23 protein-coding genes and 1 tRNA gene are annotated in these 25183 nt (G+C 62.6%); 14 read left to right on the forward strand and 10 right to left on the reverse strand.

The genetic code is table 11. The features are described from left to right. Together PMI07_RS20670 and PMI07_RS20675 are read left to right on the forward strand one after the other, a co-directional pair. Positions 1-723: a DUF1003 domain-containing protein gene (locus PMI07_RS20670; RefSeq protein WP_007772185.1), complete on the forward strand. Its 723-nt coding sequence runs from the start codon at positions 1-3 to the stop codon at positions 721-723. Positions 724-889: 166 nt separating this feature from the next. Further along, positions 890-1387 carry a hypothetical protein gene (locus PMI07_RS20675; RefSeq protein ID WP_007772187.1) on the forward strand — a complete coding sequence of 166 codons (498 nt, stop codon included), beginning with the start codon at positions 890-892 and terminating at the stop codon, positions 1385-1387. A gap of 83 nt (positions 1388-1470) precedes the next feature. Here the strand turns inward: PMI07_RS20675 and PMI07_RS20680 are convergent, their stop codons facing one another. From PMI07_RS20680 to PMI07_RS20695, 4 genes are all read right to left on the reverse strand, one after another. Beyond that, on the reverse strand, positions 1471-2253 hold the full coding sequence (locus PMI07_RS20680) for an alpha/beta hydrolase (protein WP_024163992.1): 783 nt from the start codon (positions 2251-2253) through the stop codon (positions 1471-1473). A 120-nt stretch (positions 2254-2373) separates the two neighbouring features. Next, a complete protein-coding gene (locus PMI07_RS20685) occupies positions 2374-4443 on the reverse strand; it encodes an ATP-dependent helicase (protein ID WP_007772148.1) in 2070 nt (689 codons plus the stop codon). Positions 4444-4523: 80 nt separating this feature from the next. Next, entirely contained in the window at positions 4524-5330 is an 807-nt protein-coding gene (locus tag PMI07_RS20690) for a hypothetical protein (RefSeq protein ID WP_007772149.1), read from the reverse strand. Then, positions 5327-5902, reverse strand: a complete 576-nt coding sequence (locus PMI07_RS20695) for an RNA polymerase sigma factor (RefSeq protein WP_007772150.1) — start codon at positions 5900-5902, stop codon at positions 5327-5329. Before PMI07_RS20695 ends, PMI07_RS20690 begins: the two co-directional genes overlap by 4 nt. Positions 5903-6237: 335 nt before the next feature. Here PMI07_RS20695 and PMI07_RS20700 point away from each other — a divergent pair, with 335 nt between their 5' ends. The 4 genes from PMI07_RS20700 (at position 6238) to PMI07_RS34380 (ending at position 10204) form a co-directional block, all read left to right on the forward strand. After that, the gene (locus PMI07_RS20700; protein WP_007772151.1) at positions 6238-7251 is read left to right on the forward strand and encodes an iron ABC transporter substrate-binding protein; all 1014 of its coding nucleotides are present in this window, start codon (positions 6238-6240) and stop codon (positions 7249-7251) included. 72 nt (positions 7252-7323) lie between these two features. Beyond that, on the forward strand, positions 7324-8892 hold the full coding sequence (locus PMI07_RS20705; RefSeq protein ID WP_007772152.1) for an iron ABC transporter permease: 1569 nt from the start codon (positions 7324-7326) through the stop codon (positions 8890-8892). Further along, complete coding sequence (locus PMI07_RS20710) at positions 8889-9938, forward strand: ABC transporter ATP-binding protein (protein WP_024163993.1); 1050 nt, start codon at positions 8889-8891, stop codon at positions 9936-9938. The genes PMI07_RS20705 and PMI07_RS20710 overlap by 4 nt, the downstream gene beginning before the upstream one ends. Before the next feature lie 92 nt (positions 9939-10030). Beyond that, positions 10031-10204 carry a DUF1328 domain-containing protein gene (locus PMI07_RS34380; protein WP_007773470.1) on the forward strand — a complete coding sequence of 58 codons (174 nt, stop codon included), beginning with the start codon at positions 10031-10033 and terminating at the stop codon, positions 10202-10204. Positions 10205-10421: 217 nt separating this feature from the next. Here PMI07_RS34380 and PMI07_RS20720 read toward each other — a convergent pair whose 3' ends face one another. From PMI07_RS20720 to cpdR1, 3 genes are all read right to left on the reverse strand, one after another. Next, on the reverse strand, positions 10422-10661 hold the full coding sequence (locus tag PMI07_RS20720; RefSeq protein WP_007773472.1) for a hypothetical protein: 240 nt from the start codon (positions 10659-10661) through the stop codon (positions 10422-10424). Positions 10662-10832: 171 nt separating this feature from the next. Next, positions 10833-10907: transfer RNA gene (locus PMI07_RS20725), tRNA-Val, on the reverse strand. Positions 10908-11012: 105 nt separating this feature from the next. Continuing rightward, positions 11013-11375 (reverse strand): response regulator CpdR1, encoded by a 363-nt coding sequence (gene cpdR1 / locus PMI07_RS20730; RefSeq protein WP_037077221.1) that lies wholly within the window; start codon positions 11373-11375, stop codon positions 11013-11015. A 184-nt stretch (positions 11376-11559) separates the two neighbouring features. Here cpdR1 and PMI07_RS20735 point away from each other — a divergent pair, with 184 nt between their 5' ends. Together PMI07_RS20735 and hisN are read left to right on the forward strand one after the other, a co-directional pair. Next, positions 11560-12447, forward strand: a complete 888-nt coding sequence (locus PMI07_RS20735) for an N-formylglutamate amidohydrolase (RefSeq protein WP_024163994.1) — start codon at positions 11560-11562, stop codon at positions 12445-12447. A 347-nt stretch (positions 12448-12794) separates the two neighbouring features. Beyond that, positions 12795-13571: a histidinol-phosphatase gene (gene hisN / locus PMI07_RS20740; RefSeq protein WP_007758996.1), complete on the forward strand. Its 777-nt coding sequence runs from the start codon at positions 12795-12797 to the stop codon at positions 13569-13571. A 19-nt stretch (positions 13572-13590) separates the two neighbouring features. On the opposite strand, the gene PMI07_RS20745 is transcribed toward hisN, so the two are convergent. After that, positions 13591-14580 carry an alpha/beta hydrolase gene (locus tag PMI07_RS20745; RefSeq protein ID WP_155956591.1) on the reverse strand — a complete coding sequence of 330 codons (990 nt, stop codon included), beginning with the start codon at positions 14578-14580 and terminating at the stop codon, positions 13591-13593. 230 nt (positions 14581-14810) lie between these two features. Between PMI07_RS20745 and PMI07_RS20750 the strand changes: the two genes are divergently transcribed. The 4 genes from PMI07_RS20750 to mazF all read left to right on the forward strand — a co-directional run bounded on the left by PMI07_RS20750 (position 14811) and on the right by mazF (position 16764). Further along, complete coding sequence (locus PMI07_RS20750; protein ID WP_007759000.1) at positions 14811-15194, forward strand: YciI family protein; 384 nt, start codon at positions 14811-14813, stop codon at positions 15192-15194. A 357-nt stretch (positions 15195-15551) separates the two neighbouring features. Next, a complete protein-coding gene (locus PMI07_RS20755; protein WP_007759002.1) occupies positions 15552-16034 on the forward strand; it encodes an Hsp20 family protein in 483 nt (160 codons plus the stop codon). Positions 16035-16186: 152 nt separating this feature from the next. After that, the gene (locus PMI07_RS20760; protein ID WP_007759004.1) at positions 16187-16429 is read left to right on the forward strand and encodes an AbrB/MazE/SpoVT family DNA-binding domain-containing protein; all 243 of its coding nucleotides are present in this window, start codon (positions 16187-16189) and stop codon (positions 16427-16429) included. Next, the gene (mazF, locus tag PMI07_RS20765; RefSeq protein ID WP_007759006.1) at positions 16426-16764 is read left to right on the forward strand and encodes an endoribonuclease MazF; all 339 of its coding nucleotides are present in this window, start codon (positions 16426-16428) and stop codon (positions 16762-16764) included. The genes PMI07_RS20760 and mazF overlap by 4 nt, the downstream gene beginning before the upstream one ends. A gap of 16 nt (positions 16765-16780) precedes the next feature. On the opposite strand, the gene PMI07_RS20770 is transcribed toward mazF, so the two are convergent. Then, positions 16781-17782: a bile acid:sodium symporter family protein gene (locus PMI07_RS20770; RefSeq protein WP_007759008.1), complete on the reverse strand. Its 1002-nt coding sequence runs from the start codon at positions 17780-17782 to the stop codon at positions 16781-16783. 88 nt (positions 17783-17870) lie between these two features. Here PMI07_RS20770 and PMI07_RS20775 point away from each other — a divergent pair, with 88 nt between their 5' ends. Continuing rightward, positions 17871-18725 (forward strand): LysR family transcriptional regulator, encoded by an 855-nt coding sequence (locus PMI07_RS20775; protein ID WP_007759010.1) that lies wholly within the window; start codon positions 17871-17873, stop codon positions 18723-18725. A 194-nt stretch (positions 18726-18919) separates the two neighbouring features. Here PMI07_RS20775 and PMI07_RS20780 read toward each other — a convergent pair whose 3' ends face one another. Beyond that, positions 18920-19972, reverse strand: coding sequence for a low specificity L-threonine aldolase (locus PMI07_RS20780; RefSeq protein ID WP_007759028.1), 1053 nt, complete (start codon positions 19970-19972; stop codon positions 18920-18922). A 523-nt stretch (positions 19973-20495) separates the two neighbouring features. On the opposite strand from PMI07_RS20780, the gene gltB reads away from it, so the two are divergent. Beyond that, a complete protein-coding gene (gltB, locus tag PMI07_RS20785; protein ID WP_245277212.1) occupies positions 20496-25175 on the forward strand; it encodes a glutamate synthase large subunit in 4680 nt (1559 codons plus the stop codon). The last annotated feature ends 8 nt before the right edge of the window (positions 25176-25183 follow it).

Genomic DNA, 25183 nt, shown 5'->3' on the forward strand with positions numbered 1-25183 from the left:
ATGGGCAGGCATATGACGTCCGCCAAGACCGGACAATGCATCGTCTGCGGCCGCACCTTCCCACTCTCGAAAATGCACAGGACCGGATATCTGCGACCGCATCTTGCCGAGATGATCGTCGAGGAGGTCAAGGACTGCGACGAGAACAGCCTGATCTGCGACGAGGACCTCGCCCGTTTCCGCCGCCGTTACGTGGAAAAGCTGCTGGACGAGGAGCGGGGCGAGCTCTCCGAACTCGACAAACGCGTGCTCGACAGTTTCGAGAGGGGCGCCTCGACGGTGCAGAGGAGCATTGCCGGCCTGCTCGAACGCAATCCCACCTTCGGCGAGCGGGTGGCCGACAAGGTCGCCTCCTTCGGCGGCTCCTGGACCTTCATCCTGAGCTTTCTCGGCGTGCTGGTCGTGTGGATGGCGATCAACGTCGTCGGCCTGTTCGCCCAGCCTTTCGACCCCTATCCGTTCATCCTGCTCAACCTGGTGCTCTCGTGCCTTGCGGCGCTGCAGGCGCCGGTCATCATGATGAGCCAGCGAAGGCAGGAGGAAAAGGACCGGATGCGTTCCGAGAACGACTACATGATCAACCTGCGCGCCGAACTGGAAATCCGCCAGCTTCACGAAAAGATCGACCACCAGATGGCGCATCAATGGGAGCGGCTGGCGGAGATGCAGCAGATCCAGATCGAGCTTCTGGAACGGCATGGTGGCGGGCGCAGCCCGAGCTAGGCTCGCCCTCCGGAGTTCGAAGAGGACGGCTGCAACCCTAAAGGCAAGTTTGGCGGAATTCCCGGCTTTTGAGCGATTGCTCCACCCATTCTTAAAGGCCTGTGTGCTAAACGGTTTTTGCCGCTGGTAGACGCATCTGCGGTTCCCGTCTTTTTAGGATTCCCAGATGAAAAAAGCTCTTCTCATTGCCATGCTCGTCCTGGCCGCTCCCGGGCTGGCCCAGGCGAAAACACTCAAATTCCCGAGCGATGCTCCGATCGCCAGCATCAAGATCCCCGACAGCTGGAACCCGAAGGAAACCGACACCGGCGTCGATGCCACGTCCAGTGACGACGCCGTCTATCTCTCCGCCGATGTCGCGGAGCTGAAGTCGATGGACAAGACCGTTTCCGATGCCATCGACTTCCTGAAGGAGGTCGGCGTCACCGTCGATCCGAAGACGCTGAAGGAAACTCCGGTCGAGGAGTTCAACGGCATGCAGATGACGACGCTCGATTGGGACGGCAAGGACGAGAACGGTCCGGTGAGCGTCGGGCTTGCACTGATCCAGACGTCGCCGACCAAGGGTCTCGTCGTCACCTATTGGGGAACCAAGGGCGACGAGGAAAAGCACCAGAAGGAACTGGTCGACATCCTGTTGTCGATAAAGCCGATCGTAAAGTAATACGCAATTGCGGCGGCGGTTTTTCCGCCGCCGCTTTCAGGCTCGGCGCTTGAACGGGCGCCCGGCCGGCCGCTCAGCGGCTGTCAGCCGATGAAATCGGCGATGATGCGGGCGACCTCTTCCGGCATTTCGAGCTGCAGCATGTGGCCGCTCGGCACCTCCAGGGATACCCAGGATGGATCGGCGCCGACCTTGGCGTAGATGCCGGAGAAGATCGCCGACTGCTCGATATTGGCCGAGACGTAGAGCCTTTTCGTGACCTTCCGATAGTCGCCCGACAGCCTGATCTTCTGGATCATCGTCGCGAACGGCTGCGGCGAGCGGCTGGTCATGTAGTGACGCAGATGTTCCGGCACGCGGGTGGCATGACGGGCAGGGGGCGGCACGGCGATGCCGCCATGTTCGCCGGCCATGGCGAGGTTGGCGAGAGCGACTTCGGGGCCGAGCAGATCGAGCGCCGACTGGCTGTTTTCCGGCAGGAAAGCGTCGAGATAGGTCAGCGTGCGGATGCGGGCTGCGAAACGGTCGGCGACGCCTGTGATCACCATGCCGCCATAGGAATGGCCGACGAGGTCGAACTCGTCGAGGCCTTCCGCTTCGATGAGGCCGCAGACATCGCCGATATGGGCGTCGAGATTGATGGCGCCCGAAAACAGATGGGTGCGTTCGCCAAGCCCGGTCAGACTCGGCACGAAGACCTGGTGGCCCATGCTGCGGAGAATATCGGCGACCGGCGTCCAGCTCGCGCTCGACCCCCAGGCGCCCTGCACCAATACGATCTTGCGGCTTGTCATCTCGATCCCCTCCCTTGCGACAAAGATGATGACGGCTGCCGGGAAATCCTCCCGATACCGGCTGACTGCCATCTGCAGCTCGGGTTGTTCCACCCGGTGCCGTCATAGTCAACGCGACAACGGGGGGACAAACGGCCCTCTGTTTCGCATGCCGTCGTCCTGAAACCGGTACGCCCTTTAGGGCGGCCCGGCTTACCGCCACATGCCGCGCATGCGGGCGGTGACGTCGATGCGGACCTGGTGGCGGGCCTGGCGTTCGGCGTCGGACATCGGTGCGACGACCGGCCAGGCGGCGGTTTCGAAGAATTGCAGCAAGGTCGCCGGGATGAAGCGGCTGCGGGCCGCATAGACATGCCGGTCGCCCTGTGAGGCCTGGCCGTGGACGAAGAAACGCTGCGGCGTCATCAGGTGCAGGTGGTCCTTGGCCCGCGTCATCGCGACGTAGAGAAGGCGGCGTTCCTCCTCGATCTCGGCGGTCGAACCGACGCCGAGGTCGGAGGGGATGCAGCCGTCGACGCAGTTCAAGAGGAAGACCGAGCGCCATTCCTGGCCCTTCGACGAATGGATGGTCGAGAGAATGAGATAGTCCTCATCGAGCAGCGGCGTGCCGGATTCGGCGCTGGTCGCATCCGGCGGATCGAGCGTCAGCTCGGTGAGGAAACGTTCGCGCGACGTATAACCGGAGGCGATCTGTTCGAGCTGCAGCAGGTCGGCCTTGCGGGTTTCGGCATCCTCGTGGATGCGGGAAAGATGCGGCTCGTACCAGAGGCGGGCAAGGCCGATTTCGGAGGGCCAGCCTGCGCCCCTGCGGACGGTGGCGAGCATGTCGACGAAGGCGGGCCAGTCGGCGCCGGAGCGCGGCGGAGCGGGGATTTCCTGCAGCGCCGCGAGCGGTTCCGGGTCGGCGGCGATGGCGTCGAGGATCTTGCCGGCCGTCTGCGGACCGATGCCCGGGATCAACTGCATCAGCCGGAAACCGGCGACGCGGTCGCGCGGGTTCTGGGCGAAGCGCAGCGCGGCCAGCATGTCCTTCACATGGGCGCTGTCCAGGAATTTCAGGCCGCCGAATTTCACGAAGGGGATGTTGCGGCGGGTGAGCTCGACTTCGAGCGGGCCGGAATGGTGCGAGGAGCGGAACAGCACGGCTTGGCTTTTGAGCGTCATGCCGGTTTCGCGGTTTTCGAGGATTTTTTCGACGATGTAGTTGGCCTGCTCGGTCTCGTCCTTGACGGCGACGAGGCGGGGGCGCTCCTCGGACTGGCGGTCGGTCCACAGGTTCTTGGTGAAGCGTTCGCGGGCAAGATCGATGACGCCGTTGGCGGCGGCGAGGATTGTATTGGTCGAGCGGTAGTTGCGGTCGAGGGTGACGATATTGGCCGGCGGATCGAAGGTGTTCGGGAAATCGAGGATGTTGCGGATCGTCGCGGCGCGGAAGGAATAGATCGACTGGGCGTCGTCGCCGACGACGGTCAGCCCGATGCCGCCGGGCTTCATTGCCATCAGGATCGACGATTGCAGGCGGTTGGTGTCCTGGTATTCGTCGACCAGCACATGGTCGAAGCGGCCGCCGACATCCTGCGCAATTGCCGGCTCGCTCATCATCTGCGCCCAATAGAGCAGGAGGTCGTCGTAATCCAGCACGTTCTGGGCCTGCTTGGCCTCGACATAGGAGGCGAACAGTTCGCGCAGCTGTGGTTCCCAGGCCGAGCACCAGGGGAAATGCAGTTTCAGCACCTCGTCGAGCGGCGTTTCGGAATTTACGGCGCGGGAATAGATTTGCAGGCAGGTGCCCTTGGTCGGAAACCGGTTCTCGGTCTTCGAGAAGCCGAGTTCGTGGCGCACCAGGTTCATCAGGTCGGCGGAATCTTCCCGGTCGTGGATGGTGAAATCGTGGTCGAGGCCGATCTGGTCGGCGTGGAGACGCAGCAGCCGGGCGCCGATGCCGTGGAAGGTGCCGGCCCAGGCGAGCGCGTCGGTCATGATGGAGGCATTGGCGCCGAGAACCTGCGCGCAGATGCGCTCGACGCGGCGGCCCATTTCGGAAGCGGCGCGGCGGGAAAAGGTCATCAGCAGGATGCGGCGCGGATCGGCGCCCGAGACGATCAGGTGCGCGACGCGGTGGGCGAGCGTGTTGGTCTTGCCGGACCCGGCGCCGGCGATGACCAGCAAGGGCCCGGCCGGACCGCCCTTGGGCACGTCCGAGCCGTGCTCCACCGCACGCCGCTGCGCGTCATTCAGCTTTTCCAGATAAGCAACAGCCATGCCCGTTCCCGATGTGTTCGAATGAGCAATAGCTGATTCGAATGGGATCGCGGAAATCTACGTGGTGGATCGCGAACGGATCATGCCTGGTTGCGGTCGGTGAGTTCGTACTGGATCTCCTCGGCGCGGGCGTGGAGATCGTCGATCGGATTGCGGGCAGCCATGACGAAGGCGTGGCAGTCGCTCGACCAGTAGACGATATTCAGCCCATGGCGCTGCTCTGTCAGCATCGGCTTCGGACCGGCGGTCGAGGCGATGATGCAGAAGGCGACAGGGCCGTGTTCGGGATGCAGATACATGATCTGGCCGAGCGGCTTGCCGTCATATTCGAGGATCTGGGTGCGGCGCATTTCCAGTCCGCCGAGGCTCATGGCATAGGGGTCGAGCCTGAGGCCGAGCCGTTCGCTGGCGCGGCGGAGCTGTTCGGCGCGCTTGCCCGCATCGATGGTCATGTTACGCAGGGTTTCGGGCGTGTAGAGGGCGAGATATTCCGCCACTTCCCCGCGCCAGTCGGCCTCCTCGTCGGCTGGTGCCGCGGCAAAATTCTGCGCAGCGAGGATTCCCCGGTCGAGGGCGATGCCCGCAACGAGACAGCCGAATGCGGCGGCGATCAGGCCGCGCCGGCTCACCCTGTCCGTCGGCTTCGTCGGTGCTGCGGGCGAGGAAATGGCGGCGGCCAGCATGGCGTCGAGCTTTGCCTTCGGCGCCTGGTCGAGCAGCGGCGCGAAGGCCTGGCGGTAGGGAAGGTCGCTGCGGCGCAACTCGTCCAGCCGGGCTGCGACGGCGATGTTGTCGGCGATCGCCGCTTCCAATGCGGCGCACTCGCCGGGGCCGAGTTCGTCGTCGAGATAGGCGACCAGCATTTCGTCGTTCGGGAGGATGGTCATCTGGTTTTCCCCCGAGTGGGGACGGCGGCGACCTTCGGCTCGGTCGCCTCGGCGATCCTGGCGCGGGCGGCGGCGAGCCTGCTCATCACAGTGCCGACCGGGATCTGCAGCACTTCGGCGACTTCGCGGTAGGACAGTCCCTCGACATAACAGAGGAAGACTGCGGAGCGCTGCGCCTCTGGAAGAGCTTGGACATGGCTCATGACCTGGGTTGCGAGGACATGGTTTTCGGTCTGTCCGGCGCCATCGAAGACCAGCGCCTCTCCGGCCTCGACGAAACCCTGGCCGAGCCGAACGCGGCGGGCGCGCACCTCGTTCAGCCAGATCGAATGCAGGATGGCGAAGAGCCAGTGGTCGAGCCGCGTGCCCGGTGAGAACTGGCCGGACCGTTCGAGTGCGCGCAGGCAGGTCGCCTGGACAAGATCGTCGGCCGTATCGCGGTGATGCGACAGCATGACGCCGTAACGCCACAGCCGCGTCAGATACTGGCTCAGATCCGCCCTGATTTCCTGTTCGCTGGCGATGTCGACCTCCGCAACCGGCCGCCGGAAATGTTTGATTGTCGATCGCATATCGCTGCAAAACGAGGCCGTCCATAGAATCTGGAAAACCTGATCAGAAAAATCCGAATATTTTTCGCCGTCGCGTGTTCTCGCTCTGTCGGCAAGGCACGGGCTTCGTGTCCGCCGCGATATCGGGATGGTGCCGGCTGGTGCGTTTCCGAATAGTACAAGTGGACCGTGTGTGCGGCCGGTGTTGCGATTACTTCGCCGCTGGCCCGCATCCTATTGTATTGAAATAATAAATCACGGATTTGTTACGCTTTGCCCCGAAATAAACTTGACCTCAAATCTCTGCTTTGGTTATGACGGCCTCGTCAAATTCCTGACTTGTTGCGGAGGCGATCTTGAAGACTTCATTCACCTTGGCCGCGGGCGTTGCCCTGGCCTTTTCCGTTCTCGCCCTTTCCTCGCCGGCCTCGGCGCAGGTCAAGGACAGCCTGACCATCTATAATGCCCAGCACGAAGGGCTGACCAAGGAATGGGCGCAGGCCTTCACGGAAGAGACCGGCATCGTCGTCACCATCCGCCAGGGCAGCGATCTCGAAATCGCCAATCAGATCGTCCAGGAAGGCGCAAATTCGCCGGCCGACGTGTTTCTGACCGAAAATTCGCCGGCCATGGTGCTGGTCGACAGCAAGGGCCTGTTCTCGCCGATCGACAAGGCGACGCTCGACCAGGTTCTGCCGGGTTTCCATCCGGCGAGCGGCAACTGGGTCGGCATCGCGGCCCGCTCGACCGTTTTTGCCTATGACAAGACCAAGCTGACCGCCGACAAGCTGCCGAAGTCGATGCTCGACCTTGCCAAGCCGGAATGGAAGGGCCGCTGGACGGCATCTCCGTCGGGCGCCGACTTTCAGGCCATCGTCGGTGCGCTGCTGCAGTTGAAGGGCGAAGAAGCGACCGCCGCCTGGCTGAAAGGCATGAAGGAAAACGCCACCGCGATTCGCGGCAATTCGACTGCGATGAAGGCAGTCAATGCCGGCCAGTTCGAAGGCGCGCTGATCTATCACTACTACTATTTCGGCGACGTGGCGAAGACCGGCGAGAACACCAAGAACGTCGGCATGCATTATTTCAAGAACCAGGATCCGGGCGCTTTCGTGTCGATCTCGGGCGGCGGAATCCTTGCCTCCTCCAAGCACAAGGAACAGGCCCAGGCCTTCCTGAAGTGGGTCACCGGCAAGGGTGGCCAGAAGGTTCTGCGCGACGGCACATCTTACGAATACGCCGTCGGCAAGGGCGAGGCTTCCAACAAGCTGCTGACCCCGATCGCCGATCTGCAGGCGCCGAAGGTCGAGCCCTCGACCCTCAACAACGCCAAGGTCACCGACATGATGACCGCCGCCGGCCTGCTCTAAAAAAGCCGCCATACCAGTTGCATGGAGACATCGCAGGGCGTACCTGCGATGTCTTATCTTTTCGGACCGGCAATGACTTCCACCACAGATACCAGGATCTCCATCGCGCCGCGGCACCGCCTGCCGGCGGCATCGTCATGGACGCTGACGATCGCGGTCGTGGTGGCTTTCCTGGCCCTGCTGCCGCTCGGCTTCGTGCTGTGGGCGGCGGTCGTCACCGGCTGGGACATGGCCTCGCAGTTGATCTTCCGCTCGCGGGTCGGCGAACTGCTGGCCAATACCGTCCTGCTGGTCATTTTCACCATTCCGATCTGCGCCGTGCTCGGCGTTTCACTCGCCTGGCTGACGGAACGCAGCGACCTGCCGGGTGCGCGGCTCTGGTCCTGGCTCTGCGTCACGCCGCTCGCGGTGCCCGCCTTCGTGCATTCCTATGCCTGGATCGGGCTGTGGCCCAGCTTCCACGGACTGCCCGCCGGCGTGGCGATTTCGGTCGTCGCCTATTTTCCGTTTCTCTACCTTCCGCTTTCGGCCGCCTTCCGGCTGCTCGACCCGGCGCTGGAAGACCAGGCGGCCTCGCTGGGGCTGGCACCGTTTGCCGTCTTCCGGCGCGTCGTGCTGCCGCAGCTGCGGCTTGCCCTTTGCGGCGGCGCGCTGCTGATCGGTCTGCATCTGCTTGCCGAATACGGGCTGTTTGCGATGATCCGCTTCGACACGTTCACGACGGCGATCATCGACCAGTTCCAGTCGACCTATAACGGCGTTGCCGCCTACATGCTGGCGCTGATGCTGGTGCTCTGCTGCTTCGTGCTGCTTGGTCTCGAGGCTGGCTTGCGCGGGCGCAGCCGGTATGCGCGGCTCGGCTCCGGCGTCGCCCGCCGGCCGAAGGTCGCCCGGCTGGGCAGGTGGAAATACGTCGCTCTCATCCTGCCCGCCGTGACGACCGCGTTTGCGCTCGGCATCCCGGTGCTGACCCTCGGTCGCTGGCTGATCGCCGGTGGGGCCGCCGTCTGGCGGATCGATGAGGTCGGGCTGGCGCTGTGGCAGACGCTGGTCATCTGCCTGATCGGCGGGCTTGCGACGACGGCCGCCGCGGTGCCGATCGCCTGGCTTTCCGTGCGCCGTCCGACCCGCGCCAGCCGGTTCCTCGAAGGCTGCTATTATCTCGCAAGCTCGATGCCGGGCGTTGTCGTGGCGCTGGCGCTGGTCACCGTCACCGTGCGCGTGGTGCTGCCGCTCTACCAGAGCGTTGCGACCATCGTGCTCGCCTATGTGGTGATGTTCCTGCCGCGCGCGCTGGTGAGCCTACGCGCCAGCATCGCGCAGGTGCCGGTCGAAATCGAACAGGCGGCGGCAAGCCTCGGGCGCTCGCCCGGCAATGCGCTGTTTGCGACGACGATCCGGCTTGCCGCACCGGGGGCTGCGGCGGGCGTGGCGCTCTCCTCGCTCGGCATCATGAACGAACTCACCGCCACCCAGATGCTGGCGCCGAACGGCACCCGCACGCTCGCCATGGCCTTCTGGGCGCTGACCGGCGAGATCGACTATGCGGGCGCTGCGCCTTATGCGGTGCTGATGGTCGCCTTCTCGCTGCCGCTTACCTTCCTTCTCCATCACCAATCGAAAAAGATCGCCGGGCGATGACGTTTCTTACACTGACCTCCCTGCGCAAACAGTATGGCTCCGTCGTCGCCCTCGACGGCATCGACCTGTCGGTGACATCAGGCAGCCGCACAGCGATCGTCGGGCCTTCCGGTTGCGGCAAGACCACGCTTCTGCGCCTGGTTGCCGGCTTCGACGCGCCGGATGAGGGCCGCATCGTGTTCGCCGGCCAGCAGCTTGCCGACGGTCGTTCCCAGGTGCCGGCGCACAAGCGCGGCATCGGCATCGTCGCACAGGACGGCTGCCTGTTTCCGCACCTGACGATCCGGCAGAATATCGGTTTCGGGCTGGAAGCGGAGGCCTCGGTGAAGAACGCCCGCATCGCCCAGCTGATGGACATGGTCGGGCTCGACCCGGCCATGCTCGCCCGCAAGCCGGACCAGCTCTCAGGCGGCCAGCAGCAGCGCGTAGCGCTCGCCAGGGCTCTGGCGCGCAAGCCGAGGCTGATGCTGCTCGACGAGCCCTTCTCGGCGCTGGATACCGGCCTCAGGGCCGCCACCCGCAAGGCGGTGACCGATGTGCTGACCGCCGCCGGCATCACCACGCTTTTGGTCACCCACGACCAGGGCGAGGCGCTTGCCTTCGCCGACCAACTGGCGGTGATGCGGGCGGGAAAATTCGCGCAGGTGGGTTCTCCGCGCGAGGTCTATTCCAGACCGGTCGATGCTGCGACGGCAGCCTTTCTCGGCGAGGCGATCGTGCTGCCCGCCGATGTCGCGGACGGGAGGGCGCAAAGCCCGCTCGGGGTCCTGCCGGTCGATGACACCGCCTATCGCGGCAAGGCGCAGATCATGCTGCGGCCGGAACAGATCACCGTTACGCGGGCCAGGGCTCAGAATGGCGGCGAGGGGGCTTCCGGGACGATCGCCGAAATCAATTTCTGCGGCCCGACCTCGGATGTCCGGATCACGCTCGGCGGCGATCCGAACGGCTTCTCCTTCCGGCTCGACATCCCGAGCCGCGAGACGCTGGTCCCCGGCGATCGGGTGACGATCGGCGTGGCGGGAACGGCGCACCTCTTCCGGTAGCCCGGCCGTCTGACCGCAAGGTCTTGGGGTCGTCGGGAACCCTGGAACATTTCTTCGCGTTATCGGACCATCAACGTGAAGGAAAAAATTCCATGCTGAAATGGGCTCTCATCTTCCTGGTCATCTCGCTGATTTCCGGTTTCCTTGGCTTTTCCGGCGTTTCCGCCGCGACGGCTTCGATCGCGAAAATCCTCTTCTTCATCTTCCTCGTCATCTTCCTGATTTTCGTCGTGCTCGCGTTTGTGGCCGGCAACGCGATTCTCTGATCACCGGGCGTGAAACGCGAGAAAACCGGGCGAATCAGTCCCCCGAAACAAAAAAGCCCCGCCGAAGGTCGGGCGGGGCAAATTGGGGAAAATCCGCATCAATGACGCGGTGGGTCGCATTTGGCACATTCCATGTCGTGATGCGAGGCGGGTTCCGGCCGATTCGGTACTCTCCGCGAAAAAAGATGACAGCAGAACTGCGCGGAAACGCGGATAATCAGGGGCGCGACGGATGTTTCTGGGCGAAGACCAGCAATTTCCAGGTCACGGGGCCGAGGACCGTATGCTCGTGATGGATCTGCGGGATGGCCGCGTCCTTGTGAACGACGATCTCGTCGCCGCAGGTCTTGCACCGATAGATGCCGGCATTGGGCACCTTCTGCCCCGGCATCCACTCCTTGTCGAAAGCCGGTACGCCAGCCTTTACGAGATGCTCCGAATTCTTGAACTGCGCCACGCTCCGCCTCCCTGATGCCGTAACACCATAACAGGCGCAGATGACCAAATTGCCAGCGAGGCTGGTGAAGAATTCTGGACGCTTGTGTGCCGTTTCGGAACGGGCAGACCAATGGGAGGGTCAGAAACGAAGAAATCCGCCGAAGCGGATTTCTTAACGTTTTGAACTGGATGGTGGGCGTGACAGGGATTGAACCTGTGACCCCTACGATGTCAACGTAGTGCTCTCCCGCTGAGCTACACGCCCATCCGTGGCGGCGCATAGACCATAGACTGGTCGGGCCGTCAACAGGTTTTTGCCATGAAATGCGAAGGTTTTTTGAAGGCCTTGCAGATCAGGGCTTTGCGGGCTTCAGGCCGCCAGAAGCTTGTTCACTTCGTCCACCAGATCGCGCAGGTGGAAGGGCTTCGACAGGACCTTGGCGTCCTTTGGGGCCTTGGAATCGGAGTTCAGCGCGACGGCCGCAAAGCCGGTGATGAACATCACCTTCAGATCCGGGTCGAGTTCGGTTGCCCGGCGGGCAAGCTCGATCCCGTCCATTTCCGGCATGACGATGTCGGTCAGGAGCAGCGAGAAGGGCTCTTCGCGCAGGCGGTCATAGGCGCTCGCGCCGTTGTCGAAGGACGCGACCTTGTAACCCGCCTTTTCAAGCGCCTTCACCAGGAAACGACGCATGTCGTTATCGTCTTCGGCGAGAAGGATTTTCTGAATCATCTCCAGGACCGTTATCCAATGCAAATTTTTAGAGTTGTCGGTATCTCTTACACTGCCAACGCGCGGTAAACATCCGTTTAATGGGGGTGGAAGAGGATTTGATAGGGTATAGATAGTATGGACTTCGCGTCGGGCAACTGGCAACATGTGTTCCTGAACAAGTTCGTGACATGGTAAAGGCAGGATGGATTGCAACGCAGGTGATTTTGAACAGTTCGAAGTGAGGGAGCCCGCCACGCAGACTATCCCCTTCGTTTTCAATTCGCCTCACAGCGGCAGCTTCTATCCGCCTGAATTTCTCGCCGAGAGCGGGCTCGATTCGCTCGCCATCCGCCGTTCCGCAGACCACTATGTCGACGAGCTTTTTGCCGATGCGCCGGAACTCGGTGCGCCGCTGCTTCGAGCCCATTTCCCGCGCGCCTATCTCGACGTCAACCGCGAACCCTACGAGCTTGATCCGCGCATGTTCGACGGGCCCTTGCCGCCGTTCGTCAATATCGGCTCGATGCGGGTCGCGGGTGGACTCGGCACGATCCCGCGGATCGTGGCGGAAAACATGGAAATCTACCGCCGCAGGCTGCCGGTCAACGAGGCGATGTCGCGGATCGAGACGATCTACAAGCCCTACCATGCCTGCCTGCGCAAGCTGATCGCCCGCACCCATGCGCGCTTCGGGCTCGCCATCCTGATCGACTGCCATTCGATGCCGGGCAATATCCGGCTGTCCGGTTCGGACGTGCGGCCGGACTTCATCATCGGCGATCGCTACGGCACCAGCGCGTCTGCCGAGCTCTCCCGGGCGGCGATGCAGTTCCTCGACGGCATGGGTTTTTCGGCGGTGCGCAACAAGCCTTATGCCGGTGGCTTCATCACCGAACATTACGGACGGCCGGTACGCGGCCTGCACGCGCTGCAGATCGAGATCAACCGGGCGCTCTACGTGGATGAAGTGACGCTCGACAAGCGGCCGGAATTTCCGGTGATCGCGGCCGCGCTTTCCACTTTCATGCGGCAGATGGCGGACTTCGTCATCGACTTTGCCGGCGGCGACAGCGCGCTCGCGGCCGAATAACCTCCCCAAGTTTTCCACAGGTTTGGTCAGTCGCCGGCGGGATGGCCGGCTTGCGGGCTCGTTCGAGAGCAAAAAAAACCGCGCTTGAGAGCGCGGCTAAGTCTAGGGAGGAAACACCCAAGGAGGGTATTTACAGTCAAAGACTGTGCATTGAACCTACGAGTGCACTGCACAAATGTCAAGCAGCTTTTTTGAGTGCTTAAATATGCGCCATTTTTAGGCGAGTTGCCGAGATTTGAAGCAGTGAAAGATCATTTTTTGATTTTCTGCGTATTCGGCTCGAAACCGGTTCCAAGGTCGAAGCGGGTGTTTTAAAAGAGATCTTCCTTCCAACAGCGGATTCCCCCATGCTTCCCGATCGCGACTTCTTCCATGCGCTTGCCGATGCTGCCAAGGCCGAGACCCTGCCGCGCTTCCGGACCGGACTTTCCGTCGTCAACAAGGAGCAGGGCGGGTTCGACCCGGTGACCGAGGGCGACCGCGCCGCCGAGACGGCGATCCGGGCGCTGATCACCGCATGCTTTCCCCAACACGGCATTCTCGGCGAGGAGCATGGGAATGTCGGCCTCGACCGTGAGCATGTCTGGGTGATCGATCCGATCGACGGCACGCGCGCCTTCATTTCCGGCCTGCCGGTCTGGGGGACGCTGATCGGCTTCCAGTCGAACGGCCGCGCCGCCATGGGCCTGATGGACCAGCCGTTCATCGGCGAGCGTTATTTTGCCGACGGCACGAACGCCTGGTATTGCGGCCCGGACGGCGAGCGGCAGATTTCGGTGCGCGATTGCGGCAGCCTTGCCGACGCCACCCTCTTCACCACCTCGCCGCATATCTTCGGCGGCGACGATCTGGCGAAATACCGTTCGGTCGAGGAGAAGGTGCGGCTGTTCCGCTATGGCTGCGATTGCTACGCCTATGTGCTGCTGGCTTCCGGCCATGTCGATCTGGTCGTCGAGAACAACCTGAAGCCCTATGACGTGGGGGCGCTGATCCCGATCATCGAGCAGGCAGGCGGCATCATCACCACCTGGGACGGCGGGCGGCCGGAGAACGGCGGCAATATTCTTGCGGCTGGCAGCAAGGCCGTGCATGCGGAAGCGATGAAGCTGCTTTCCGGCAAATAGGCAACAAGAGCAGCCGCGATCAGGCTGCGGTTTCGGAAAGTCCGAAGCCGCCATCCTGGCCGGGCATGAAGGCCTCGATCGCCGCAAGTCCCTGGGCGCGGTAGATATCCCTGTCGTGAAACAGTTCATGGCGCGCGCCGTTGATGGTGATGAGCTGGCCGGCGCGGAAATTGCGCGACAGTTCCTCCTGCGCCGCATAGGGGACGATCGCGTCGAGGACGGGAGCAAGGATCAGGGTCGGGATGGTGATTTTTGTCAGATGCGACTGGGAGGATACCCGGCGCGCGGCCTTGAACGTCTCGTGCAGCCAGCGGGCCGTCGGCGGACCGATCGTCAGATCCGGATGGGCGGCACCGATCTCCATGTTGCGGGCGAAACGCTTCGGATCCGATGTCAGCGGATTGCCTTCGAAGGCGCGATTGCTGCGGTCGGTACCCATCGAGAGGCGGCCGAAGCCGGTCCAGCTTGCCAATCCCGCGAGCGAGCGGATCAGTCCTTCCGGTACGCCCTGGCCGGACAGCGCGATATAGGGCGCTGCGAGCGCCATGCGGTTGATGCGGTTCGAAAGCCGCGGGGCGACCGACAGGGCGATCAGCGCCCCGGTCGAGTGTGCAATCAGGAAGAAGGGCAGGCGGGCATCCGGCAGGACGATATGCTCGAGGAAGATCTCGAGATCCCGCTCGTAGTCGGAAAAGCGTCGGACATGGCCCTTGCGCGTGTTTTTCGTCAGCCGCTGCGATCCGCCCTGGCCGCGCAGGTCGAAGGTCGCGACCCACAGGCCCATGGCGTTCAGGTCTCGGATCGTCTCGAAATATTTTTCGATGGACTCGTTGCGGCCCTGCATGAGCACGACGGTGCCGATCGCAGGCGACATCTCGGAGCGGAACAGGCCGTAGCGCAGCCTGGTGCCGCGATGGCCGGTGAAATAGCCGGCCGTGTAATTGGCCGGGGCCTGATTGCCCGGCGTCGGGTAGAGAATGTCGTCGATGGTACCTGGCGCTTCGCTCATGGCGGTCAGGGTCAGGCAGTGGCGGCGGGACGTCAAGGGAAAAGCGCAGTTAGCGGCATTCAATGGCACGCCGGGGCGATTTCGGAGACATCGGAGACTTGCACCCCGCCGGTCAAACATGTGTATTCAACGGCGTTTACAAGTTTCGATGTTTGTCGGTCCGCCTGGTATGGGAGTGTGCGTGAGGAGGCGGGATCGGTGTCAGTCGACGGATGATGAGGAGACAAGCCATGTATTACGCAATCCTTGCCTATCACCAGGAGGGAGTGGTCGAATCCTGGTCCCAGGAGGAGGACGAGGCCCTGATGGTCGATCTGCTCCAGGTCAACGACCGCCTGGTTGCGCAAAAATCCTTGGGGCCGGCCGCACGGCTCGGCCCGACCGAACGGGCCGTGACCCTGCGGGGCAAGGGTGAGGGCATGGTCATCGACGGCCCGTTTGCCGAAACCAAGGAGCAGCTGCTCGGATTCTACGTGGTGGATTTTCCGACCATCGAGGGTGCCATAGCGGCGGCGCGGGAGCTTCGCCGCGCCAATCCGACGGCGGTCTACGAGATCAGGCCGATCTTGCTCTACGTGCCGGGTGCTTCGCTGGAGACGCGCGACGAGGGCTGAAAGGTCTTTTTCGGCAGAGCATGAAAAAAAGAAGCCGGAATCGCGGGTCTAGGGATACCCGATCGATTCCGGCAATTGATGACCGAAGCGAAGGGACGAATGGAGCTTCGGTCGAGAGAGACAGTCTGCCTTCCACTGTCCGTTCTATCAAAATGATCCTGAACGGGTTCGAAACGGGCTGTTCATGTCAGGTTCACGCGTAAAACGCGCCGCGAACCGGGGCCTTGAAGCCGCGAAAACCAATCCCCATCTGAACTCTGCGGGCGCCACAAAGGGTCCGCTGAACGCGACCGACATCGCCATTACGGGATGCGGAAGCTTAACTTAACCGCAACGTCGCTTCCCAAGGAGGACTCCATGCGTCACGTCGATTTTACCCCCCTTTATCGTTCCACGGTCGGTTTCGACCGCCTTTTCAACCTGCTCGACAATCGCGGCCCGGCCGACCAGACCCCGAGCTATCCGCCCTACAATATCGAGCGGACCGGTGAAAACACCTATCGCATCACCATGGCCGTTGCCGGTTTCGACGAAAAGGAACTGAGCCTCGAAGCCCATGCGAACGTGCTGACCGTGAAGGGTGAAAAGAGCGAGGACGAAACCGCTGCCGACCAGAGCGAATATCTCTATCGCGGCATCGCCAAGCGCGCTTTCGAGCGCCGCTTCCAGCTCGCCGATCATGTCGAAGTGCAGTCCGCTTCGCTCAAGAACGGCCTGCTCCATATCGACCTCCTCCGGAACATTCCGGAAGCCATGAAGCCTCGTCGCATCGCGATTGCCGCAGACGCAGTCGCTCCGAAGACGATCGAGGCCCAGGTTACCCCGCAGCAGGTCAACTAACCCGCTGCCGGGTTACCGGCCGATATATTCGAGCAAGCCCAATGCGGCCCTTCCTCTTGGGGGAAGGGCCGTTTTTCGTTTTTGTGGGGATTAATTGACCGGCGCGGCATACGTCTCTATTGTATCGACAATGTTTCTACATGGAGCGACCCATGCGCGTCACCGTCAAAAAATGGGGCAACAGCGCCTCCGTGCGCATTCCCGCTGCCGTCATGGAGGCGGCGCAGCTGCAGATCGATACGGTCGTGGATGTTTCGGAGGAAAACGGGCGGATCATTATCGAGGTGGTGCGGGACGCAGAGTTAGATCTCGACCAGCTCATCGCCGGGATAACGCCCGACAATCTGCATGAGGAAATTGATTTTGGAGCGCCTGTCGGCAAGGAAGCACTATGACGCCTGGTCCCTACGTTCCGGATGCAGGCGATATCGTCTGGCTGGAGTTTTCTCCGCAGGCGGGACATGAGCAGGCCGGGCGCCGGCCTGCGGTCGTATTGAGTCCTCAAAGCTACAATCGCTTCGGCTTGATGCTGTGCTGCCCGATGACAACCAAGCGGAAGGGATATCCTTTCGAAGTGGCGGTCGGTGACGACGGAGACAGCACGGTCCTTGCCGACCAGGTGAAGAGCCTCGACTGGAAGGCGCGCAATGCGCAGCGCAAGGGCCGGGTTTCCCCCCGGGAGCTTTCCCAGATCAGGGCCAGAGCGGGTGCGCTGATCGGCAAGCCCTGATCAACGCCGCCGGCTCTCAAGCCGCAGCCGGGGCCGCGACGGCATCCTTCGTCGCCTTCAGGCGGTTCGCATATTTCTGGGCGATGACGGCGCAGGCCATGAGCTGGATCTGGTGGAAGAGCATCAAGGGCAGGACGATGGCGCCGATCGAGGAGGACTGGCCGGCGAAAATGGCGTTGGCCATCGGCACGCCGCTTGCCAGCGACTTCTTCGAGCCGGCGAAGGCAATGGTGATCTCGTCTTCCTTGTTGAAGCCGAGTGCGCGGCTGCCGAACATGGTGATGCAGAGCACGACCGCCAGCAGCGCCATATCGACCAGGATGACGACGGCGATATCGGTTGCCGAAAAGGTGTGCCACAGGCCTTCCATCACCGCTTCCGAGAAGGCGAGATAGACGACCATGAGGATCGAGCCGCGATCGACGGGAGCGAGGATTTTCTTCTTCGAGCGGATCCAGTTGCCGATCCAGGGCTGCAGGATCTGGCCGACGACGAAGGGGGCGAGAAGCTGCAGCAGGATGCTTTCCAGCGCATCCCAGGAAAAGCCGGCGTCGCCGGTGGTCGACAGCAGGAGGCCGGCGAGAAGCGGCGTCAGGAACATGCCGAAGATGTTGGAACCGGACGCTGCGCAGATCGCCGCCGGCACGTTGCCGCCGGCGATCGAGGTGAAGGCGATCGAGGACTGCACGGTCGAGGGCAGCACGCAGAGGAAGAGGATGCCGGCATAGAGCGGCGGCGCCAGGATATCGTCCGGAATGAAGCCGATCATCAGCCCGAGGATCGGGAAGATCGCAAACGTCGTCAGCAGGATCGTCAGGTGCAGGCGCCAGTGCAGGATGCCCGCCACCACGACATCGCGCGACAGGCGCGCACCATGCAGGAAGAAGAGCAGGCCGATGGCGATATCGGTCGCGACGTTGAACCAGTCGGCATAGACGCCGTGGATCGGCAGGACGGAGGCGAGAATGACGGTGCAGACGAGAAGGACCGTGAAGCGGTCCGGCAGAAAACGGCTCATGGGCGGATTCCTCGGATTTGAGGATTTACCCTTCACTTATCATGAAGCAGAATGCAAACACTAACAGTTATCACGGTAACGGATAGCCATGCTGAACCTTCACCACCTGAACAGTTTCGTCATGCTGCAGCAGACCGGCAGTTTTACCGAAGCCGCGGCGCGCCTGCGCATCGGCCAGTCCACCGTGACGCAGCATATCCAGCGGCTGGAAAAATCGCTCGGACGGCAGCTGGTGTTTCGCGATACGCATCAGGTGAAGCTGACGGCGGAGGGCGAGGCATTGCTCGGTTATGCGCGGGGCATGCTGGACATGAACGGCAAGGTGGCCTCGCTGTTCGGCGAAAGCCGGTTGCGCGGACGGCTGCGGCTCGGGGTTTCGGAAGACGTGGTGGCGAGCCGGCTGACCTCTATCCTCGAAGATTTCATCCGGCTTTATCCGCTGGTCGATCTGGAGCTGACGGTGGCGCTCTCCGCGGTGCTTTATCAGATGCAGGATATCGGCGCTCTCGACCTGGTGCTCGCCAAGCGGCATATCGGCGAGACGCACGGCCGGCTGCTTTATCGCGAACCGCTGGTCTGGCTGGCGCGCGACCCGGATCTGGCGCTGCGCGGCGATGTGCTGCCGCTGATCGCCTTTCCGCCGCCGAGCATTACCAGGCGGGTGGCGCAGGAGGCGCTCGACCGGGAAAAGATGGCGTGGCGGATCGTCTGCACCTGCGGCAGCTTGAGTGGGCTCACCGCTGCGGCGCGGGCTGGCATGGGCGTGCTCGTGCAGCCGCGCAGCATGGCGCCGGCGGGGCTGAAGGAGATCCCGGCAGACCGGCTGCCGGTGCTGGAAGACGTGGAATTCGTGCTGGTTCCGCGGCGCGGCGCCGATGCCGCGCTCACGGAGGCACTGTCGAGCCTGATCGTGGCGCAGATCGCGCCACAGAATTTGGGGTGACGGTCGCGAGAGAGGTGCCTGGCTCGCTGGGCAGGGGTGCAAATGGGACGGGCGGTGCGGCAGTCTTAACCCTCCCCCTTGTGGGGAGGGTGGCCGGCAGGCGGGAGGGGGGTTATTTGGAGCGAAGACCCCTCCCCAACCCCTCCCCACAAGGGGGAGGGGCTCCACGCCGCCTTGCGTCTTGTGGGATAGATTTACCCCGCTTTGCAGATCGACAGGAACTGGTCGATATCCTCTTCGGTGGTGGCAAACGAGGTGACGAGGCGGATCAGAGTTTCGTCGTCCCGGACCGGCTCCGGCATGTTGGTGGGCACCGGCCAGCCATAGAATTTGGCGCCCTTGGCTTCTGCGGCCTCTGCCGATGCCTTGTTCAACACGGCGAAAACCTCGTTGGAGGTCGTGTTCCAGGCAAGCCGCGTGCTGTTCAGCGAGCCGATGCCGGCGCGCAGGCGGTCGGCCATGCTGTTGGCGTGGTTTGCCATGTTGAGCCAGAGGCCGTCCTGCAGATAGGCATCGAACTGGGCCGAGATGAAGCGGGTCTTCGAGAACAGCTGGGCGGCGCGCTTGCGGATGAAGGCGAAGTCCCTGGCGAGCTCCGGATTGAAGAAGACAATCGCTTCCGCACACCAGCAGCCGTTCTTGGTGCCGCCGAAGGAGAGGATGTCGATGCCGCGCTTCCAGGTCATTTCGGCGGGTGAGACGTCGAGAGAGACCAGCGCGTTGGCGAAACGGGCGCCATCCATATGCACCGGCAGGCCGTTCGCCTTGGCGATGCTGGTAATCGCGTCGATCTCGTCGAGCGTGTAGATGGTACCGGTTTCGGTCGCCTGGGTGAGGGTGACGGCAGCAGCGCGGCCGTGATGCAGCGAGTCCTGCGGGAAGCCGGCGATGCGGGCCGCCAGTTTGGCCGGGTCCATCTTGCCGTCTTCGCCTTCGACCGGAACCATGCGCATGCCGGAAAAGAAGTCCGGCGCGCCGCATTCGTCCTCGATCACATGCGCTTCCGAATGCGAGAAGGCGACGCCGCCGACCCGCGCGATGCTGGCAAGCGACAGCGAATTGGCCGCCGTGCCGGTGGAAACGAAATAGACGGAGACATCTCGCTCGAAGATCTCGTTGAACCGGGCTTCGACTGCCTTGTCGAGATCGCTGTTGCCGTAGGCGGCGGCAAACCGGGTCGACTCCTTGGAGAGGCGTTCATTGATGGAGGGATGGGCGCCGGCCCAATTGTCGGAAGCGAAAAACATTTTGAAAAATCACCCTGGAAGCTTTGTCTTGGAAGGCGTGCGGAGATTAATCTTTTTGAACCGGTAATCAATCGGCGAGAGCGCTCAAGGGCCCAAAACGGTTAGGTCAGCAAGTAGCACGCTTTAAAACCCCCTCGATTGTAATTAAATTTCGACATCTACGGCATTCGGCGTAATCTTCTGTCGTCAAATGCGGCAGATTTTTATCCACCGCTCTTGTCGCCGGTTAACTTCTATGGCATAGATTTTGGAAATTAGGACAGAAGTGCTGTCCTAATTCGGGGAAACGAAACGTTAATTTCGCGCGTCTTCCCCGCTGACGTTCACGCCGATCCGGGTTATGTTGCGCTGCAAAGCCGCACCTGACGCTGGAGCGGCGCCATCGCATGAAGCACGGGATGGAGCTTGTGTCTGTCATCCCCAAGAGACAATTGAGAGCCACTTTGCCCGCTGCCGAAGGCGGCCAACAGGAGGAATGACGATGACGAAGACCATCTCCGAGATGTCCGGCGCTGAAGCCCCGATGTCCGCCGAGACGAAAACTCGCATTCCGTTTGTCGCGAACGGCATTCCGGCCGCGCAGGGTCTCTATAACCCGCGCAACGAACACGATGCCTGCGGCGTCGGCTTCATCGCCCATATGAAGGGCAAGAAGTCGCACCAGATCGTCAAGGACGGCCTGTTCATCCTCGAAAACCTGACGCATCGCGGTGCCGTCGGCGCCGACCCGCTGATGGGCGATGGCGCCGGCATCCTGGTGCAGATCCCCGACCGTTTTTTCCGCGAGGAGATGGCGGCGCAGGGTGTCACCCTGCCGAAGGCCGGCGAATATGCGGTCGGTCACATCTTCATGCCGCGCAAGGCAGACGAGATCGAGCACTACAAGAAGGTGATCGAGGACGTCATCGCGGAGGAGGGGCAGCAGTTCCTCGGCTTCCGTGACGTGCCGGTCGACAACTCGTCGCTCTCCAAGGCGCCGGATATTGCCGCCACCGAACCGCATCACGTCCAGGTCTTCATCGGCGCCGGCAAGGACGCCGCGACCAACCACGATTTCGAGCGCAAGCTGTTCCTGATCCGCAAGGTGATCTCCAACCGCATCTATGACGCGTTCGGTGGCGTCGACATGGGCTTCTATCCGGTGTCGCTGTCGTCCTCGACAATCGTCTACAAGGGCATGTTCCTCGCCTATCAGGTCGGCGCCTATTACAAGGACCTGGCCGACCCGCGGTTCGAGACGGCGGTGGCGCTGGTGCACCAGCGGTTTTCGACCAACACCTTCCCGTCCTGGAAGCTCGCGCATCCCTACCGCATGGTCGCCCATAACGGCGAAATCAACACCCTGCGCGGCAACGTCAACTGGATGGCCGCGCGCCAGGCGTCGGTTTCTTCGCCGCTGTTCGGCGAGGACATTTCCAAGCTCTGGCCGATTTCCTACGAAGGCCAGTCGGACACGGCCTGTTTCGACAACGCGCTCGAGTTCCTCGTGCGCGGCGGGTATTCGCTTGCCCATGCGGTGATGATGCTGATCCCGGAAGCCTGGGCCGGCAACCAGTCGATGTCGCCGGAACGCAAGGCCTTCTACGAATACCATGCAGCGCTGATGGAGCCGTGGGACGGCCCGGCCGCGGTTGCCTTTACCGATGGTCGCCAGATCGGCGCGACGCTCGACCGCAACGGCCTGCGTCCGGCCCGCTATATGGTCACCGACGACGACCGCATCATCATGGCGTCGGAATCCGGCGTTCTACCGGTGCCGGAAGAGAGTATCATCAAGAAGTGGCGCCTGCAGCCCGGCAAGATGCTGCTGATCGACATGGAAAAGGGCCAGATCGTCTCCGACGAGGAGTTGAAGTCCGAGCTCGCGACCAAGCATCCCTACGGCAAGTGGCTGGACAAGACCCAACTCATCCTCGAAGACCTGAAGCCGGTGGAGCCGCGGGCGCTGCGCCGCGACGTGTCGCTGCTCGATCGCCAGCAGGCCTTCGGCTACACCTCCGAAGACACCAAGATCCTGATGTCGCCGATGGCGACGACGGGCCAGGAAGCCGTGGGCTCGATGGGCACCGACACGCCGATCTCGGCCATGTCGGAAAAGTCGAAGCTGCTCTACACCTATTTCAAGCAGAACTTTGCGCAGGTCACCAACCCGCCGATCGACCCGATCCGCGAGGAACTCGTCATGAGCCTCGTGTCGTTCATCGGCCCGCGCCCGAACATTCTCGACCACGAGGGTGCGGCGAACGCCAAGCGTCTGGAAGTACGCCAGCCGATCCTGACCAATGGCGACCTCGAAAAGATCCGCTCGATCGGCCACACCGAAGACCGGTTCGACACCAAGACGCTCGATTTCACCTATGACATCGAGCGCGGCGCCGAAGGCATGCCGGAAATGCTCGACCGTCTCTGCGAGCGCGCGGAAGCGGCGGTCAAGGGCGGCTACAACATCATCGTGCTGTCCGACCGCCAGATCGGTCCGGACCGCATCGCCATCCCGGCGCTGCTGGCGACCGCTGCCGTGCATCATCACCTGATCCGCAAGGGGCTGCGCACCTCGGTCGGCCTCGTCGTCGAAAGCGGCGAGCCCCGCGAAATCCATCACTTCTGCTGTCTGGCCGGTTACGGCGCCGAGGCGATCAACCCCTATCTCGCTTTCGACACGCTGACCGACATGCATGCGCGCGGCGAATTCCCGAAGGAAGTGGATTCCTCGGAAATCGTCTACCGCTACATCAAGGCGGTCGGTAAGGGCATCCTCAAGGTCATGTCCAAGATGGGCATCTCGACCTACCAGTCCTATTGCGGCGCGCAGATCTTCGATGCGATCGGCCTGTCGTCGGGTCTGGTCGAGAAGTATTTCTTCGGCACGGCGTCGAACATCGAAGGCGTCGGCCTCGAAGAGATCGCAGAGGAGACCGTCACCCGTCACCATGCGGCCTTCGGCAAGGACCCGGTTCTGGCGACGACCCTCGATATCGGCGGCGAATATGCCTACCGCATGCGCGGCGAAAGCCACGCCTGGACGCCGGACGTGGTCGCGACGTTGCAGCATGCGGTGCGCGGCAACAGCCAGGAACGCTACCGCGAATTCGCCGAGATGGTGAACGAGACGGCGGTCCGCATGAACACTATTCGCGGCTTGTTCAAGATCAAGTCGGCAGGTGAGATCGGCCGCGCTCCGGTCTCCATCGACGACGTCGAGCCCGCCGTCGACATCGTCAAGCGGTTCTCGACCGGCGCCATGTCGTTCGGCTCGATTTCCCGCGAGGCGCATACGACGCTTGCCATCGCCATGAACCGGATCGGCGGCAAGTCGAACACCGGCGAGGGCGGTGAGGAAAGCGATCGCTACATGCCGCTACCGGACGGCAGCCAGAACCCGGAACGTTCGGCGATCAAGCAGGTCGCGTCCGGCCGGTTCGGCGTCACGACCGAATACCTGGTCAATGCCGACATGCTGCAGATCAAGGTGGCGCAGGGTGCAAAGCCCGGCGAAGGCGGCCAGCTGCCCGGCCACAAGGTGGATGCGACGGTCGCCAAGACCCGTCACTCGACCCCGGGCGTCGGCCTCATCTCGCCGCCGCCGCACCATGACATCTATTCGATCGAAGACCTGGCGCAGCTGATATACGACCTGAAGAACGTCAACCCGACTTCGGACATTTCCGTCAAGCTCGTCTCGGAAGTGGGCGTCGGTACGGTTGCCGCAGGTGTCGCCAAGGCACGCGCCGACCATATCACGGTCGCCGGCTTCGACGGCGGCACCGGCGCTTCGCCGCTGACCTCGCTGAAGCATGCGGGTTCGCCTTGGGAAATCGGCCTTGCCGAAACCCAGCAGACGCTGGTGCTGAACGGGCTCCGCTCGCGCATCGCGCTGCAGGTCGACGGTGGCCTGAAGACCGGCCGTGACGTCATTATCGGCGCGCTGCTCGGTGCGGACGAATTCGGCTTCGCGACGGCTCCGGTCATCGCCGCCGGCTGCATCATGATGCGCAAGTGCCATCTCAACACCTGTCCGGTGGGTGTGGCGACGCAAGACCCTGTCCTGCGCAAGCGTTTCAAGGGTACGCCGGAGCATGTGATCAACTACTTCTTCTTCGTCGCCGAAGAAGTGCGTGAAATCCTGGCTTCGCTCGGCTTCACCCGCTTCGACGAGATCATCGGCATGGTCGAGCTTCTGGAAAAGGACGAGATGATCGCCCACTGGAAGTCCAAGGGTCTCGATTTCTCGAAGATCTTCCACAAGGTCGAGGCTCCGAAAAACGCCACATACTGGACCGAACGCCAGAAGCATCCGATCGACGACATTCTCGACCGCAAGCTGATTGAGAAGTCGCAGCCTGCGCTCGAAAACAAGGAACCGGTCGTCTTCGAAGTGCCGATCAAGAACGTCGACCGGTCCGCCGGCGCGATGCTCTCGGGTGCGCTTGCCAAGCGCTGGCGGCACAAGGGCCTCAAGGACGACACGATCCATGTGACGCTTCGCGGCACGGCCGGCCAGTCGTTCGGTGCGTTCCTGGCGCATGGCATCACCTTCGATCTGGTCGGCGACGGCAACGACTATGTCGGCAAGGGACTTTCGGGTGGCCGCATCATCGTGCGCCCGCCGGAAAATTCGAAGATCGTTGCCGAAAACTCGATCATCGTCGGCAACACGGTTCTCTACGGCGCGATCACCGGCGAGTGCTATTTCCGCGGCGTTGCCGGCGAGCGTTTTGCCGTTCGCAACTCCGGTGCGATCGCGGTCGTCGAGGGCGTTGGCGATCACGGCTGCGAATACATGACCGGCGGCATCGTCGTCGTGCTCGGCGAGACGGGACGCAACTTCGCGGCCGGCATGTCCGGCGGCGTCGCCTACGTGCTCGACGAAAGCGGCGATTTCGCCAAGCGCTGCAACATGGCGATGGTCGAACTCGAGCCGGTTCCGGAAGAGGACGACATGCTGGAGAAGCTGCACCATCACGGCGGCGACCTCATGCACAAGGGACGCGTCGACGTTTCCGAGGACATGACGCGCCACGACGAGGAGCGCCTCTACCAGCTGATCTCAAACCACCTGCATTACACGGGCTCCAACCGCGCCAAGGAAATCCTCGACCGCTGGAGCGAATACCGGCCGAAATTCCGCAAGGTCATGCCGGTCGAATACCGCCGTGCGCTGGTGGAGATGGAGCGGATGCGGATGGGTGTCGCTGCGGAATAAGTTTCGCG

The sequence above is a fragment of the Rhizobium sp. CF080 genome (genome assembly GCF_000282095.2).
Classification (GTDB): domain Bacteria; phylum Pseudomonadota; class Alphaproteobacteria; order Rhizobiales; family Rhizobiaceae; genus Neorhizobium.

Bases quoted from the DNA above. Each gene is read 5' to 3' on its own strand.
- PMI07_RS20690 (WP_007772149.1), bottom strand. From the start codon at position 5,330: ATGACCATCCTCCCGAACGACGAAATGCTGGTCGCCTATCTCGACGAC.
- mazF (WP_007759006.1), top strand. From the start codon at position 16,426: ATGACGCCTGGTCCCTACGTTCCGGATGCAGGCGATATCGTCTGGCTG.
- PMI07_RS20670 (WP_007772185.1), top strand. From the start codon at position 1: ATGGGCAGGCATATGACGTCCGCCAAGACCGGACAATGCATCGTCTGC.
- PMI07_RS20695 (WP_007772150.1), bottom strand. From the start codon at position 5,902: ATGCGATCGACAATCAAACATTTCCGGCGGCCGGTTGCGGAGGTCGAC.
- cpdR1 (WP_037077221.1), bottom strand. From the start codon at position 11,375: ATGATTCAGAAAATCCTTCTCGCCGAAGACGATAACGACATGCGTCGT.
- PMI07_RS20680 (WP_024163992.1), bottom strand. From the start codon at position 2,253: ATGGCAGTCAGCCGGTATCGGGAGGATTTCCCGGCAGCCGTCATCATC.
- PMI07_RS20710 (WP_024163993.1), top strand. From the start codon at position 8,889: ATGACGTTTCTTACACTGACCTCCCTGCGCAAACAGTATGGCTCCGTC.
- PMI07_RS20750 (WP_007759000.1), top strand. From the start codon at position 14,811: ATGTATTACGCAATCCTTGCCTATCACCAGGAGGGAGTGGTCGAATCC.
- PMI07_RS20685 (WP_007772148.1), bottom strand. From the start codon at position 4,443: ATGGCTGTTGCTTATCTGGAAAAGCTGAATGACGCGCAGCGGCGTGCG.
- PMI07_RS20735 (WP_024163994.1), top strand. From the start codon at position 11,560: ATGGATTGCAACGCAGGTGATTTTGAACAGTTCGAAGTGAGGGAGCCC.
- PMI07_RS20780 (WP_007759028.1), bottom strand. From the start codon at position 19,972: ATGTTTTTCGCTTCCGACAATTGGGCCGGCGCCCATCCCTCCATCAAT.
- hisN (WP_007758996.1), top strand. From the start codon at position 12,795: ATGCTTCCCGATCGCGACTTCTTCCATGCGCTTGCCGATGCTGCCAAG.
- PMI07_RS20755 (WP_007759002.1), top strand. From the start codon at position 15,552: ATGCGTCACGTCGATTTTACCCCCCTTTATCGTTCCACGGTCGGTTTC.
- PMI07_RS20745 (WP_155956591.1), bottom strand. From the start codon at position 14,580: ATGAGCGAAGCGCCAGGTACCATCGACGACATTCTCTACCCGACGCCG.
- gltB (WP_245277212.1), top strand. From the start codon at position 20,496: ATGTCCGCCGAGACGAAAACTCGCATTCCGTTTGTCGCGAACGGCATT.
- PMI07_RS34380 (WP_007773470.1), top strand. From the start codon at position 10,031: ATGCTGAAATGGGCTCTCATCTTCCTGGTCATCTCGCTGATTTCCGGT.
- PMI07_RS20705 (WP_007772152.1), top strand. From the start codon at position 7,324: ATGACTTCCACCACAGATACCAGGATCTCCATCGCGCCGCGGCACCGC.
- PMI07_RS20675 (WP_007772187.1), top strand. From the start codon at position 890: ATGAAAAAAGCTCTTCTCATTGCCATGCTCGTCCTGGCCGCTCCCGGG.
- PMI07_RS20770 (WP_007759008.1), bottom strand. From the start codon at position 17,782: ATGAGCCGTTTTCTGCCGGACCGCTTCACGGTCCTTCTCGTCTGCACC.
- PMI07_RS20775 (WP_007759010.1), top strand. From the start codon at position 17,871: ATGCTGAACCTTCACCACCTGAACAGTTTCGTCATGCTGCAGCAGACC.
- PMI07_RS20760 (WP_007759004.1), top strand. From the start codon at position 16,187: ATGCGCGTCACCGTCAAAAAATGGGGCAACAGCGCCTCCGTGCGCATT.